At 37.2% G+C, this 13,780-nt stretch carries 17 protein-coding genes and 1 CRISPR repeat array; of the genes, 3 read left to right on the plus strand and 14 right to left on the minus strand.

The annotated features are described in order from the left end of the window. Nucleotides 1-5: 5 nt before the first annotated feature. Both ACTCIM_RS07200 and ACTCIM_RS07205 read left to right on the plus strand, forming a co-directional pair. Nucleotides 6-452: a hypothetical protein gene (locus ACTCIM_RS07200; protein ID WP_029965452.1), complete on the plus strand. Its 447-nt coding sequence runs from the start codon at nt 6-8 to the stop codon at nt 450-452. After that, complete coding sequence (locus ACTCIM_RS07205; RefSeq protein ID WP_029965450.1) at nt 449-679, plus strand: hypothetical protein; 231 nt, start codon at nt 449-451, stop codon at nt 677-679. Before ACTCIM_RS07200 ends, ACTCIM_RS07205 begins: the two co-directional genes overlap by 4 nt. On the opposite strand, the gene ACTCIM_RS07210 is transcribed toward ACTCIM_RS07205, so the two are convergent. Genes ACTCIM_RS07210 through ACTCIM_RS07270 form a run of 13 tightly spaced genes read right to left on the minus strand, consistent with a single transcriptional unit; the run spans nt 676 to nt 8,841 of the window. After that, nucleotides 676-1,512 (minus strand): tetratricopeptide repeat protein, encoded by an 837-nt coding sequence (locus ACTCIM_RS07210; protein ID WP_472314736.1) that lies wholly within the window; start codon nt 1,510-1,512, stop codon nt 676-678. The genes ACTCIM_RS07205 and ACTCIM_RS07210 overlap by 4 nt on opposite strands. 12 nt (nt 1,513-1,524) lie before the next feature. Then, complete coding sequence (locus tag ACTCIM_RS07215) at nt 1,525-1,797, minus strand: FtsB family cell division protein (protein ID WP_464279048.1); 273 nt, start codon at nt 1,795-1,797, stop codon at nt 1,525-1,527. After that, nucleotides 1,794-2,051: a hypothetical protein gene (locus tag ACTCIM_RS07220; protein ID WP_029965447.1), complete on the minus strand. Its 258-nt coding sequence runs from the start codon at nt 2,049-2,051 to the stop codon at nt 1,794-1,796. The genes ACTCIM_RS07215 and ACTCIM_RS07220 overlap by 4 nt, the downstream gene beginning before the upstream one ends. Beyond that, entirely contained in the window at nt 2,029-2,643 is a 615-nt protein-coding gene (locus ACTCIM_RS07225) for a zinc-ribbon domain-containing protein (RefSeq protein WP_472314739.1), read from the minus strand. The genes ACTCIM_RS07220 and ACTCIM_RS07225 overlap by 23 nt, the downstream gene beginning before the upstream one ends. Before the next feature lie 8 nt (nt 2,644-2,651). Further along, nucleotides 2,652-3,821 carry a type IV pilus twitching motility protein PilT gene (locus ACTCIM_RS07230; protein WP_472314742.1) on the minus strand — a complete coding sequence of 390 codons (1,170 nt, stop codon included), beginning with the start codon at nt 3,819-3,821 and terminating at the stop codon, nt 2,652-2,654. 4 nt (nt 3,822-3,825) lie between these two features. Further along, a complete protein-coding gene (locus ACTCIM_RS07235; protein ID WP_464279044.1) occupies nt 3,826-4,908 on the minus strand; it encodes a type IV pilus twitching motility protein PilT in 1,083 nt (360 codons plus the stop codon). 7 nt (nt 4,909-4,915) lie between these two features. After that, nucleotides 4,916-5,455: a CDP-diacylglycerol--glycerol-3-phosphate 3-phosphatidyltransferase gene (gene pgsA / locus ACTCIM_RS07240; RefSeq protein WP_464279043.1), complete on the minus strand. Its 540-nt coding sequence runs from the start codon at nt 5,453-5,455 to the stop codon at nt 4,916-4,918. A gap of 2 nt (nt 5,456-5,457) precedes the next feature. Next, complete coding sequence (locus ACTCIM_RS07245) at nt 5,458-6,012, minus strand: transglycosylase SLT domain-containing protein (protein ID WP_029965441.1); 555 nt, start codon at nt 6,010-6,012, stop codon at nt 5,458-5,460. After that, a complete protein-coding gene (mobA, locus tag ACTCIM_RS07250) occupies nt 6,002-6,589 on the minus strand; it encodes a molybdenum cofactor guanylyltransferase (protein WP_464279042.1) in 588 nt (195 codons plus the stop codon). The genes ACTCIM_RS07245 and mobA overlap by 11 nt, the downstream gene beginning before the upstream one ends. Next, a complete protein-coding gene (locus ACTCIM_RS07255) occupies nt 6,582-7,271 on the minus strand; it encodes a formate dehydrogenase accessory sulfurtransferase FdhD (RefSeq protein ID WP_464279041.1) in 690 nt (229 codons plus the stop codon). Before ACTCIM_RS07255 ends, mobA begins: the two co-directional genes overlap by 8 nt. Beyond that, nucleotides 7,271-7,828: a formate dehydrogenase accessory protein FdhE gene (locus ACTCIM_RS07260; RefSeq protein ID WP_472314745.1), complete on the minus strand. Its 558-nt coding sequence runs from the start codon at nt 7,826-7,828 to the stop codon at nt 7,271-7,273. Before ACTCIM_RS07260 ends, ACTCIM_RS07255 begins: the two co-directional genes overlap by 1 nt. A gap of 16 nt (nt 7,829-7,844) precedes the next feature. Continuing rightward, nucleotides 7,845-8,033 carry a hypothetical protein gene (locus tag ACTCIM_RS07265; RefSeq protein WP_472314747.1) on the minus strand — a complete coding sequence of 63 codons (189 nt, stop codon included), beginning with the start codon at nt 8,031-8,033 and terminating at the stop codon, nt 7,845-7,847. A 22-nt stretch (nt 8,034-8,055) separates the two neighbouring features. After that, nucleotides 8,056-8,841, minus strand: a complete 786-nt coding sequence (locus tag ACTCIM_RS07270) for a prepilin peptidase (RefSeq protein ID WP_472314749.1) — start codon at nt 8,839-8,841, stop codon at nt 8,056-8,058. 110 nt (nt 8,842-8,951) lie between these two features. Between ACTCIM_RS07270 and ACTCIM_RS07275 the strand changes: the two genes are divergently transcribed. Continuing rightward, complete coding sequence (locus tag ACTCIM_RS07275) at nt 8,952-10,238, plus strand: phenylacetate--CoA ligase family protein (protein WP_464279039.1); 1,287 nt, start codon at nt 8,952-8,954, stop codon at nt 10,236-10,238. Here ACTCIM_RS07275 and ACTCIM_RS07280 read toward each other — a convergent pair. Further along, a complete protein-coding gene (locus ACTCIM_RS07280; protein WP_472314751.1) occupies nt 10,235-11,299 on the minus strand; it encodes an AI-2E family transporter in 1,065 nt (354 codons plus the stop codon). The two genes, ACTCIM_RS07275 and ACTCIM_RS07280, sit on opposite strands and share 4 nt — an antisense overlap. 389 nt (nt 11,300-11,688) lie before the next feature. Next, nucleotides 11,689-13,777: direct repeats of the CRISPR family, unit length 30 nt; unit sequence GTTTCAATTCCTCATAGGTAATGTAATAAC. Nucleotides 13,778-13,780 lie beyond the last annotated feature (3 nt).

Below are 13,780 nucleotides of genomic sequence, written 5' to 3' on the forward strand. Positions count from 1 at the left end.
TTTTTATGGAACTATTTCTTTTCCTCATTCTTCTTCTCTTTATAGCCATTGTAGATAGTCTGTTAATCGCTTATATCAACAGTAAATTCAACAAAAATTTTGCCCTCCTCCACAAGGAAAAAGAGGAAATAGAAAATAACTACAAGCTCTTAAGACAAGAAATCCTGAACCTTCAACAACAATTAAAAGAACAAGAAACACTCCTTCAAGAAAAAAAACTAGCCCACGAAAAACAACTTCAACAACAAGAAGAAATAGAAAAAAATATCACTGATCCTGTCACCTATATTCGGCAAAAAAAACTGGTTCCTGAAACCGAAATTAAAAGAGCAGAAGAATATGTGCGCAAAACAGCAACCAATCTCTCCATCCTGGATGCCCTCTTACTCCTGGGTATCCTGGATGAAGAAAAACTTGCTTTTATCAAAAAACATATAGGAAGGGAAGAGTGAACTCTCTGGTCTATCTACTGATTTTACTTGGAGCTATTTCCTTCTGGTTGGTAGGCTATATATATGTAAAAAAACAAAACCAACTTTTAGCCTATGAAAATGAAATAGCTATTTTACGGGCAAAAACCAAACACAAACTGGAAGCTTTAGAAAAACAAAAACAAGAAATTTTAAAACAAATAGAGAATATCCAGCAAGAAATAGCTAAACTGGAAAAGCCAGACTAAGCTTTACTGCCCCTTTCTTCTAAAGAGGTGGCTAATTCTTCCAATAAGTTCACAATATCTTCTTCTCCACCTTCTTCTTCAGGTGCTTCTTCTGCTTCTACCTCTTCTGTCTTTTCCAGGGAGGGTGTAGAAGGTGGTTCTACCTCTTTTTCTTCCTCTACTTCTCTGGTTTCTTCAGATAAAACAGGCTCTTCTTCAGGGCTAAAGACTTCTTCTATAGAAGTTGAGACTTGCTCTTGTAAGGATTTAATCTTTTCTATCTTCTCTCTAAAAGCACTCTTTTCTTCTTCACTCTTAGCTTCGTTCAATAATTTAGTATAAACATCCAGGGCTTTATCATATTCGCCCTGGGACAAAAGTACTTCTCCCAGAGAAGAAGTTAAAATCTCTTGATCAAAATCTAAATTACTTACTTCTTCTTCATAACAGGCTTTGCCCTCTTCTAGCAAAAATTCTAGACCCTTTTCCAGAATCTCACCTAAAGTTAAATCCTTTTTCTGTAATCCCAGAAAAATTAAACTGCTCCCCACTTTGATTAAACTGCTATCCTTACTCTTAAGAAAATCCCAGAAGAATCCACACTTCTCTAAATGCTCCCAAATACGACCAACCACTTCCCTTGCCCTATCTTCCTGCCCTAAATTTTTATAGGTAGAGCTAAGTAAACTCAAAGTTTCCAGAGAATCTGGAAAATATTGCAATCCCTTTTCCAAAACATCTCTGGCCTGTTCAAAGCTTCCCTCTTGTAAGTAAAGCTTAGCCAGGGTCAAATAAATCCTAGAACCTGGATCCAGACGCAAAGCTTCTTCCAAAATTTTCTTTTCTTCTCCCATATCTAACCCCTTTTAGTCCTTTAATAAATAAAGGACTTCCCCTGGTTTCACATAATTTAAGCCCTTTCTTATCACCAGTTCCAAATATTCTTTATCTTCTCTTAACCTCTTTATGTCTCTAGAAAGTAAAATGTTTTCTTGCTCTAACTTTTTTTCTTTAACCTCAAGTTGGTTGAATTCTTTTTTTAAGTTAGTATATAAAAATAAATTTTTCTCCGAAAATAAAATTTGATATATAAGCACAAGATTAATAAGTAGGGCAAAAAAAAGCAGACTTTTTTTCATTGCTGGCCCTTATTTATCTTAAAATCTACCAGATCCTTTATCTCAGTAAGAAACCTCGAGGTTATCTTTTCTATTTTATTCAAATCCTCTACAGAAAACTCAAGGCGATCTAAGTTTTCTAATACATTACTAATATATTTAAATTCTTTATTCATTTTCATATCATATTCATCATTTATATAATGCAAAGAGTTCTCAAACTCTAAGATTGTCTCCAGACAATTTTTTAATTTATACTTGAGTTCTGGTTTCATCATTTTGTTTCCAACAAGAAAGGTATATTGCAAAATCGTTCAAACATTTTTCCAGTTTTAAAAAAAACTCTCCACTCTCTTTATTCAAATAAAAATTAACACTCTTTTCAAAGGATATTTTTTGGTCAAAATCTCGCCCTCTTTGTCCAATTAAAATAATATTAGTATTTCTTCTTCTCAGTTGTGGCCAGGTATTGATTTCTGCTAAAAGCTTATCTGCGTCTTCTCCCTCTTCTAGAAAAATAAGATCGTAATTATTGATTAAAAGTCTTCCTCTACATTCTGGATAGTCCTTTACTTCTCTTAAAAAGTATTCCTTTTCCTGTAAAAAATCCCCTAATTCTGTAATCAGTTTCACGTCCTTAATAAAAATCAAGGCTGACGCTTTGCCCACAGGGATATTTTCTGGTTCAAACTCCAGGCAAGTCTTACTTTCCAGCAAACTATCCTCTTCTGGCCTTTCTTCCCCTTTTCTATTGACAATAATCTTTTCTCCACACCTGGGACATTTAACCGCAAATTTAGTAAGTCCTTTAACCTTTTCTTCAGGCAGTTGAAAATCTTGCTTGCAAGCAGAGCACTTAATTTTCATTCTTCACCTCAAAAGTCTGCTCTTTTTTCATAATCCAGATCCAGTTCCAGACCATCTATATCTGAAAGCTTCTCCCCTCGCTTGGCCTTAATCTTATCCAGCATCATTTTTAACCTGGACCTATCCGAACAAAACTGCATGGCCACTTCTTCAGTAATTAAATTTTGTTCATAATAAGAAGCCAAGCACTGGTCAAAGGTAAACATGCCGCAAGCTTCACTTTCAGCAATAATGTCGTAAAAGGTTCTATCCTCTCTTTCTCCATGCAAGATAAGCTCTCTTATCCGTAAATTCTTACGCATAACTTCAAAGGCAACAATTCTTCCTCCACCCACTTTGGGCATTATTCTCTGGGAAACAACATACTTAAGGCTTTCTGCCAGTCTTCCCCGGATTAAATTTTCTTCCTCTAAACTAAAAAGTCCTGTGATACGGTGAATGGTCTGGCCAGCATCACTGGTATGTAAAGTGCCCAGAACCAGATGTCCTGTTTCTGCAGCTTCCAAAGCTGTAGTTACAGTTTCTTTGTCCCTAATTTCACCCACTAAAATGATATGAGGAGCCTGACGCAAAGCAGACCTCAGTCCTTCTGCAAAACTTTTAAAGTCCTGCCCCAGCTCTCGCTGGTTAATAACACTCTTTAAATGGGGATGAAAAAACTCTATGGGATCTTCCAGAGTAATAATATGCCTGGCATAATTTCTATTAATTTCATTGATTACAGCTGCTAAAGAAGTGGACTTACCTGTGCCTGTGCCACCAGTAACCAGAATAAGTCCAAAACGCTCTCGAGCCAGGTCATAAAATACCTTAGGTAGTTTAAGCTCTTCAATGGTGGGAATACCCGGCGCAAGCTTACGCATAACCACTGCCAAAGAGCCCTTTTGATAAAACACATTGACCCTGAAGCGAATCCTATTGGGAAGTACGTAGGAAAAGTCACAAGCACCAGTTGTTTGCAGCACTGGGTAATGATGATAACTGGAACCTATCATGGCCATGGCCATGGCCTCTATTTGAAAGGGAGTAAGTTTATCCACCTCGGCAATGTTTACATCTTTGACTTCTCCAAAGACAGCAGCCTTTATGGGCACAAAGGGAGTAAGAATGATATCGGATAAATCTGGCTCCTGCTCCACCACTTTTAATAAAAGATAATCTAAATAAGCTTTAAGCATTTATTTAAACCTCAGTAAAATCCACTTCATCTTCACTTAAATATTCCCTGAACTTACTTTTATGCACAGCCTTATTAAAAGCATCTTGAGGCGAAATAATTCCCTGTTTTAAAAGCTCTAGAATTGCCTCATCCAAACTCATCATGCCATACTTTTTACCAGTTTCAATTACAGAATTGATTTGATAAATCTTATTTTCCCTAATCAAGTTTCTCACTGCAGGAGTGGCAATCAAAATTTCCAAAGCAGCCACTCGTCCTGGCCTATCCAAACGCTTAAACAAGGTCTGAGAAATAATTGCCCGCAAACTTTCAGACAAGCTGGAACGGATCTGGGCCTGGGTATCTCCTGGAAATACTTCAATAATACGGTCAATGGTTTTGGGAGCAGAAATGGTGTGTAAAGTAGCCAACACCAGATGACCTGTTTCTGCTGCTTCCAGGGCCAAAGCAATGGTTTCCAGGTCTCGCATTTCACCCACCAGAATAATATCTGGGTCTTCTCTCAACGCTCCCCTTAGAGCTGCACTAAAGGACTGAGTGTCTCTACCTACTTCACGCTGGTTTATAAGGCAATTCACAGGCTTGTGCACAAATTCAATGGGATCTTCAATGGTCAAGATGTGATCCTTACGCATTCTATTGGCATAATCCACCATGGCCGCCAGGGTAGTAGACTTACCACTTCCTGTAGGACCTGTAACCAGGATAATGCCCTTGGGCAGCATAACCAGACGCTTTAAAATTTGAGGTAATCCCAAATCATCAATGGTTTTAATCTTACTGGGAATTTCTCTAAAAACTGCTCCAATACCTTTTAAGTGCATAAAATAGTTGGCCCTGTACCTGGCTAAACCAGGCACCTCATAGGCAAAATCCACATCACCACTTTCTTCGAACTTTTTGATCTTATGTTCAGGAGTTATTTCGTAAAGGAGTTTCTTAAGTTCAGCAGTTTCTAAGACTTTATACTTAATTCTCTGCAACTCTCCATGTAAACGTACAATAGGCTGGGATCCAGAAGTTAAATGCAAGTCAGATGCACCTAAATCATGCATCATTTTAAAAAAGGCATCTATTTGAGCCATACTGTCCTCACTTTAAAACACTTTTATAAAACTTATAAACATAATTAGCCCCAGAAAACAAGGTCAAAAACAAGGCTATGTAAATAAGCACCTTTCCCAGCCAATTGGGGTCAAACCCAAACCAGGGATAATGCAAAATCAAAAGACAAAGAGCTATAATCTGCACAATGGTTTTTAACTTCCCATACTTATCCGCAGCAATAACAATACCTTTATCCACAGCTATCGCCCTTAAACCAGTAACCATAACTTCCCTTTCTATAATGAGAATGGAAATCCAGGCCTCTAACCAATGTAAATAACTAAGCATAATTAAAGCTGCCAAAACCAATAATTTATCAGCTAAAGGGTCTAAAAACTTACCCATATTGGTTACCAGATTATAACGCCTGGCAATAAAGCCATCTAAAAGGTCTGATAGAGCGGCTAAAATAAAAATTAACATAGCCACAAAACAAGAAACCCTATTGGGAAAATAAAGCAACACTACCACCAAGGGAACACAGGCGATGCGAAAAAAGGTTATTTTATTGGCCCAGTTAAACATTTTTACTTTTTAAACTCCTCATAATAAGCTAAGACTTTCCGCACATAGTTAATGGTCTCTTTAAAGGGTGGAATACCCCCATATCTTTTGACATTTCCAGGACCAGCATTATAGGCAGCCAGAGCCAGACGAACATCTTGAAATTGGTCCAGAAGAGAACGTAAATAGCGAATGCCAGCTTCTAAATTAGAAGCCGGGTCAAAAGGAACATCCAAGTTTAACTCCTTTTGAGTAATAGGAGTAATCTGCATCAATCCCTGTGCACCTTTGGCTGAAACAGCTTCTGGTTCATAATTTGACTCCACCTTAACCACAGCTCGTATCAAATCTGCATCTACCCCATAGTTTTTGCTATACACTTCAATCAACTTATCTACCTTTTTTACATCATAGTTTCTGGTTCTAAAAATCAAAAAGGGCTTATATTGATTGGTGGTGGGAAGGTCTGTAAAGTGATACACTCCCTTTTCATCTACAAAATAGTAGATGGTATCGGCCCTTACCTCTAGGCTAACCAGGAGCAAAATACCCAACAAAAAACAACAGCTACTTTTCATTTTTTTGAAGTTTTTTTAAATCTTCTGGATAGTTTAAGTTAAAAAAATAATCCCTCCACTCCTCTTTTACTTCTATATGTTCCCTTACTCTTTGAGGAATGGCCAAACTCAACTTGAATATCTTCTCTTTAATTGCCCTTTGGATATACTCTAAAGCTTCATATTCGTAAATAGAAATTAAGGCTTCTATATATCCTGTATCTGGATAATAAAAAGTGGTCATTACCTTATCTGGATCTATTTTTTTTCTTCTTTGTAAAAGAACTTGTAAACAGGATAAATGTAAAAAAGGTAAATCACAGGAAACCACCAGCAAGCTCTTTTGCAAATTTTTCAAACCTGTATAAATCCCTCCCATTGGGCCAATATCCTTTATTTCATCTGCCAGCCACCTATCTTCTAAGCCATACTCCACAGGGTTTCTACCCAGAATATACACTGGTAATCCCAGTTGTTGCAATAAATTATAGGTCCTGACCAAAAGAGGCTCGCCTTCATATTCAACCCAGGTCTTGTCCCTTCCCAGTCTGGAACTTTTTCCGCCTGCTAAAATAGCTCCGACCACTTCCCTAGGCATAAACTATCCTCTGCAACTCATCACTAAAGACCGTAAACCTTTCTTCCCGGGCAAAACCTACCAGAGTAATGCGCTTTTCCCGGGCTAATTTTACGCTCGCTGTGGTCACTGCAGATTTAGAAACCAGGACTTTAAATCCTGCTTTAACTAGTTTTTGTAATAAAGAAAAGGTAATCCTGGCAGACCCAAAAAACACTCCCTGTCCAAGGTCAATTCCTTGTGTTAAAGCCAGTCCCACCAATCTGTCCACGCAATTGTGCCTTCCAATGTCCTCTACTTCTAATATAAAGCCCTGTTTCTCAGGACTCCAAAAGGCCATGCGGTGAAAACATCCTGTCAGATTCCATTTGCTTTCCTTTTCCCTAAACTCTTTACTTAGATTTAACAACAATTCTGGCTCTAACTTAAAAGCAAATTCTTTGGATACCAATGTCTTTTTCTTTTCCACTTCTATAAAATAATCAAATCCTTCTTTCTTTACAATAAAAGGAAACTCTTCAGAATCTAAAAACTCCAATTTTACATGCCCCAGAACCAAACTTTCCAAATCAAAAGGCGAGGCCAGCAGTTTTTTTGTCTTGCCCTTTAAATGAATTACCAATTCTATTTCTTGAGCCAGAATATCTTCAAAGTCCAGCCACTTTCCCTGGGTATATTTTCTTCCTTTAACCTGAGCTAACACTAAAACCCCCAGAAGCTCAAACTAGGCCTTAAATATCCCTCTTTCTGAGCCAAAAAATCCAGAGGTAAAGAAGCCAAGTCATCTAAAGCAGGCAAAACCACTTCATCTCTTTCCCGAAAATCTATGGTCTTAATATATTTTTTACACTCAGGACAAATATCCACTCTATACCCAGGCAGTTCTTCTACTGAAAAATATTTATGCTCTTCTTTTTGCTCCTGCCCGCAAAAAGCACAGGTAAGACGAGCAACTGGATACTTAAAGAGACAAAAGGAGCAAAAATTATAACGCTTCCCACCCTTTTCCAGTACACTCAAAAAAGGCACGCTCCCACAAATGGGACAATGACCAAAGCCATATTCTTCCTGGGGTAAAGCAAGTCCCACACTTTGCCCAATGACTACAGCAAAAGGCGTAAGGCTACTCTGGACTAAAAAATTAAGCAGTCTTGGAGAATCTTTTAATTTTTCACCATACAAACGAAAGTAACTATCATCTCCTTCTAAAAACTTGTGTACGCTTTTTTGCCAAAAACTATCTTCAGCCAAGTCCTGCAAAAGTATCTGACTGTTTTCAGCTATGACGCAAAAGTAAGGGCTTGCCTTTTTGGTAGTTCTCTAGCTCCAAAGGCAAAGACAATTCTATCTTTTCCTGCTCGTATTTCTTCTGGGTTAAAAAGACCTTTTCAATAAATTCTAAAAGCTCTTTTGGAAAAAAACCAGACTGGGCAATCTTTTTAATCTTGGCCTTAACCTTTTCCATTAATTCACTCCTTAAAGTTTAACTAATAAGATAATCCCATAAGCCATCTATAAATATCCCACCACTTATCTCCAGTAAAAACATAAAGCACTGTGGCTAAACTCAAAAAAGGGCCATAGGGAATAGCACTTTCTCCTTTGCTCACCTTGCCCTTTAACCAGAAAAAAACACTTCCCATAAGGGCCAAAAGAGCAGAGACAAAAATCATAGGCAACAACCCCTTAATCCCTGTAAGGGCTCCTAACATTAGCATGAGCTTTACATCTCCTCCTCCCAGTCCATCTATACCCTTAGCCCATTTATAACCCTTTTGTATAACTAAAAAAAGTAAAAATCCAGCCCCAGCGCCTAAAAAGGCAGATTTTACTCCTGGCTGAGGCAACCAGAAGGAAAACAACAAGGCCAAGAACGCACCTGGTAAGGTTAAAATATCTGGCAAAAGAAAGCTTAATAAATCAATAAAACTGGCCACAATAAGTAGGCCAAATAAAATCAAATAAAGAAAAAAGGCCAGGCTCCAGCCATACTTCCACCATAAGCCCAGGGCAATAATCCCGGAAATCAACTCCACCAGGGGGTAAAGCAGACTAATTTTTTTTTGACAATGAGAACACTTACCCCTAAGCAAAATAAAGCTCAAAAGAGGTATATTTTCCCACCACTTTAGCTTATGCCCACAACTAGGGCAATGCGAGGGGGGCCACAAAATAGACTCTTTTTTGAGATATCTCAAGATACAGACATTATAAAAACTACCTAAACAAAGACCTAACAAAAATACAAACCCATGGAACCAGTATGCCATCATTTTTACCTTCCCATATTTTTAAACTTGCCAACTTGACTGGGATAAAATAAACAAGCCAGTGATTACATAAAAAAACATCCCTTTGACAACTAAAAATTGGAGCCAAGGAAATGAAATACCGTTTTTTTCCTACTCTTTCAGAAGAAGAGTTAAGAGAAGTCCAGTTACAAGGTTTAAAATGGACAGTAAACCACGCCTATAGTGGAAGCAAACAATACAAACAAAAACTAAAGGCTGCAGGCATAGAACCCCAGGCCATCTCTTCCCTGGAAGACTTACAGCACCTTCCCTTTACCACAGTGGAAGATTTAAGGGAAGGCTATCCCTTACCTCTTTTATCTGTCCCAGAAGAAGAAGTGGTAAGGATTCATGCCTCTTCTGGTACCACAGGCAAACGCAAAGTCCTGGCTTATACCCAAAAGGATATTGATATTTTTAAACTAATGCTTGCCCGTTGTTTTGAACTGGCCGGGCTTACCCCTTTGGACAGAGTGCAGATTGCTGTAGGCTATGGGCTCTGGACTGCAGGTGCTGGCTTTCAACTGGGCTGCGAATATTTTGGAGCCATGGCCATCCCCATAGGGCCTGGCAATTTAGATATGCAATTACAACTACTCACTGATTTTCAATCCACCTGTCTTTGCTCCACTGCCTCTATGGCCTTGCTCATGGCTGAGCAAGTAAAGAAAAATAACCTGCTGGACAAAATCAATCTCAAAAAAGCCATTTTTGGGGCTGAACCCCATACGCCTAAAATGCGCAAATATATTGAAGAAACCCTAAATTTAGAAGATACCTTTGATATCCCAGGCATGACTGAAATGTACGGTCCAGGCACAGGCCTGGAATGTAAAGCCCATGAAGGTATCCATTATTGGGCAGACCTGTTTATCATAGAAATCTTAGACCCCAGCACCTTAAAACCTGTAGCTCCAGGTGAAGTGGGAGAAATGGTAGTAACTAGCTTGTGTAAAGAAGCGGTTCCTCTTATCCGCTATCGCACAAGAGACCTGACTCGCTTTATTCCTGGTAAGTGTAGCTGTGGGCTCAACTTTCCCCGTCATGACCGCATCCTGGGCCGTTCTGATGATATGTTTATCTTTAGAGGGGTAAATATTTATCCTGGCCAGATTGCCAATATACTGGAAGAATTTCCAGAATTAAGCTCTGAATATCAAATCAAACTCTATCGCCAACAGGGGTTAGACTTTATGGAAATAAGTGTGGAGCAAAAAGAAAACACCTCTATAAGTGAAAATTTACCCCCGCGTATTGAACAAAAAATTAAGGAAAAAATTCTGGTCAGTGCCAAGGTAAAAATAGTTCCTCCTCTGGCCCTTCCTCGTTCCTTTGGCAAAACCAAACGTTTACTAGACGAGAGAAATGGAGAAAGCTAAGACCTGCACCGCAAATACTCCTGAAATTCCTCTTCATAGAGATGAAACATAACCAAAGCAAAACTGAAAATTAAAGGACCATAAATGAGTCCTAAAAAACCAAAACTACTTACTCCTCCCAACAAGGCCAAAAAAAGGAAAAAAGGAGATAAACTATCCCCTCTACCAATAAGATAGGGGCGTAAAAAATTATCAATACTTCCCACTAAAATAATAGACCACAGGGCCAAAAAAAGAGCTGCTCCACTTTTACCTATTAGCAAGAGATACCCTACTGCTGGCAACCAGACCAGAGCTGTACCCACTACAGGAATGAGCGAAGTTAAACCCAATAAACTTCCCCAAAATACTCCTGGGATGCCCACCAGGGCCAAACCTATTCCTCCTACCACTCCTTGAGCAAAGGCAGTAAGCAAGTTTCCCAAAATGATTTTTTTGGCCACCACACTCAAATAACCTTTAATTTTCTCCTCCTGGGCCTCAGGCAAAGGAGAAATTCTTTTTAACTTCTCCCACAATACATCCAGGTCTCGCACAAAATAAAAAAGAATAAAAAAGAACAAAAAACTATTGGTTATAAAAGAAAACAAATTGCTAAGCAAACCGCCACCTTCCTGTACTACAAAAAGACTTATTTTCTTAATAGCAGTCTCAATATATTCTTTTAAATCAATAGATTTTAAAATTCCTATATCCAGGTTATATTTATGTAACAAATGCTGAAGATAGACAGAAAAACTGCTAAAAGACAAAATATCCTTTTGATTTAAAAAATGACTTACTTTATCCACCACTTGAATTCCCTGGCTTATCAATACAGACAAAAAGTAAAGGCCTGGTAAAAAGATAACCAGGAAAAATAAAAGTAAAACTAAAAAGGAAGCTAAATTTTTTCTTCCCTTAAAATAGTCAAAAAACTTTAAATATAAGGGATGTAAAATTAAAGAAAAGGTAATAGCCAGGATAATAACTGCCCAAAAAGGCCGCAAAAGCCAAAGTACCAATACCAAAGATACAACCAATAAAAACAACTGAAAAGGCCGATAAAAATTTTCAGCCATAACAATTCCTCTTTTTTAGTTAGCAGGTAAATAAAGATTAAAAGCAGTCAACCCCTCTCCAACAAAATCCTTTTTAAGATTATTAAAGCCTTTTTAGCAAGCCTATTTTCTCTAATCTCTTATGATTTTAAAAAGTCAAAATACTAAAGAAGTTTTGGTTAAATACTATCTGAATTTTCTAATCACCCAAAAAAAGATACTTCGCCCTAAAAAATAAAAGTCTTACTGTTGATTCAAAAACAATCTCTCCAGCGACATTTCAATTCCTCATAGGTAATGTAATAACCAATATCGTCCTGGAATTCTCTGCCAAATATTTCCGTGTTTCAATTCCTCATAGGTAAGTAATAACAGAATATCCAGCTTTATAAAGGCGACCAAGAATATTAGTTTCAATTCCTCATAGGTAATGTAATAACGCAGAAAAAGAAAAAAAACCAACACACCTTCCAACGTTTCAATTCCTCATAGGTAATGTAATAACTTGGACCATCTCTTCTAGGGTGAACCGCTCTAAAAACGTTTCAATTCCTCATAGGTAATGTAATAACCTGTATGGAAGAAGAAAACATCGAAGATGATAACGCCGTTTCAATTCCTCATAGGTAATGTAATAACGCCGACTCTATGCTTTTTGGAGAGAGCAGAGCTAAGGGTTTCAATTCCTCATAGGTAATGTAATAACGAAATAGCTGTTTATAGTAAGGTCCCAGCTGCTTAGGTTTCAATTCCTCATAGGTAATGTAATAACAAATAATTGATATTTCGTTTCAAAGGAATTAATTTCATGTTTCAATTCCTCATAGGTAATGTAATAACTCGCACTTATTACGACTTAATAAGGCTAATTACCGCGTTTCAATTCCTCATAGGCAATGTAATAACAATAAAACAGTTAATAGAATTATTGGGAGTAAGCTCGTTTCAATTCCTCATAGGTAATGTAATAACCAGGCTGTTCAGCGTGGAGACAACAGCACGGTCTTGTTTCAATTCCTCATAGGTAATGTAATAACTGGGAACCTTCAAAGTTTAAGGCCTTTTATGTTTAGTTTCAATTCCTCATAGGTAATGTAATAACACCGCGTCTAACTCTGATTCTACAACTATAATAGCGTTTCAATTCCTCATAGGTAATGTAATAACGCGAAAAATTTGTTGCTCAAGAGGTTTGCAGAAAAAGTTTCAATTCCTCATAGGTAATGTAATAACCTTTTCTATTTCCTGCCTAATATTCGCAAAAGTCTGGGTTTCAATTCCTCATAGGTAATGTAATAACTCATACCGGCAAATGTAGTCTTCCGCACAGGATACAGGTTTCAATTCCTCATAGGTAATGTAATAACTTGTCCAAAATGCAGATATAAATACTTATGGAGCGAGTTTCAATTCCTCATAGGTAATGTAATAACTTGGATTGCCGCTCCAAGCTGGGATTGCGAATGGTACGTTTCAATTCCTCATAGGTAATGTAATAACGTTGATGAGATAGATTATCACCTGCTCAAAGACAGCAGTTTCAATTCCTCATAGGTAATGTAATAACTCCAATCACAAAAACATAAAGAGCATTACTACTTTAGTTTCAATTCCTCATAGGTAATGTAATAACCTACACAAATTCCTGAGGTAATTACTGATTTTAACAGGTTTCAATTCCTCATAGGTAATGTAATAACCTGCCACCTGGGCGGAAAGGGAAGTTTCAGAATTATTCGTTTCAATTCCTCATAGGTAATGTAATAACAAATTTTAAAAAAATTTTAAGTAAAAAATTAAATAGCGTTTCAATTCCTCATAGGTAATGTAATAACACTATTCCAAGCATTATAATCATCAATATCAATTATGTTTCAATTCCTCATAGGTAATGTAATAACGCTTGAGGCTATAAAATGGTAAGAAATATTTTTCTAAGTTTCAATTCCTCATAGGTAATGTAATAACATGGTGTGCTTGGATAGATATAAAGAAAAGATTAAAGTTTCAATTCCTCATAGGTAATGTAATAACTAGCTTGCATTAATACAAATCGTAATTACATAGGCTTGTTTCAATTCCTCATAGGTAATGTAATAACTTAATTAAATCCTTTAATGAGATAATCTTTTCTTGTGTTTCAATTCCTCATAGGTAATGTAATAACGGCTACTATCCTTATCTCTAGAGTCCCTTTAAATGTGTTTCAATTCCTCATAGGTAATGTAATAACGTGCCAGGGAATGGGTGGAACTCAAGCTTTCTTTCAAGTTTCAATTCCTCATAGGTAATGTAATAACTGTAACAGAAAATCTTATCGAAATCATTAAAAATCAGTTTCAATTCCTCATAGGTAATGTAATAACAAAAGCTGACTGGCCACACTACCAGTTATTTTATAAAGTTTCAATTCCTCATAGGTAATGTAATAACATACCAAGACAAAACTGGGGCAGACAGACAGATTAGGTTTCAATTCCTCATAGGTAATGTAATAACCCC

Source organism: Desulfonauticus sp., from assembly GCF_055126295.1.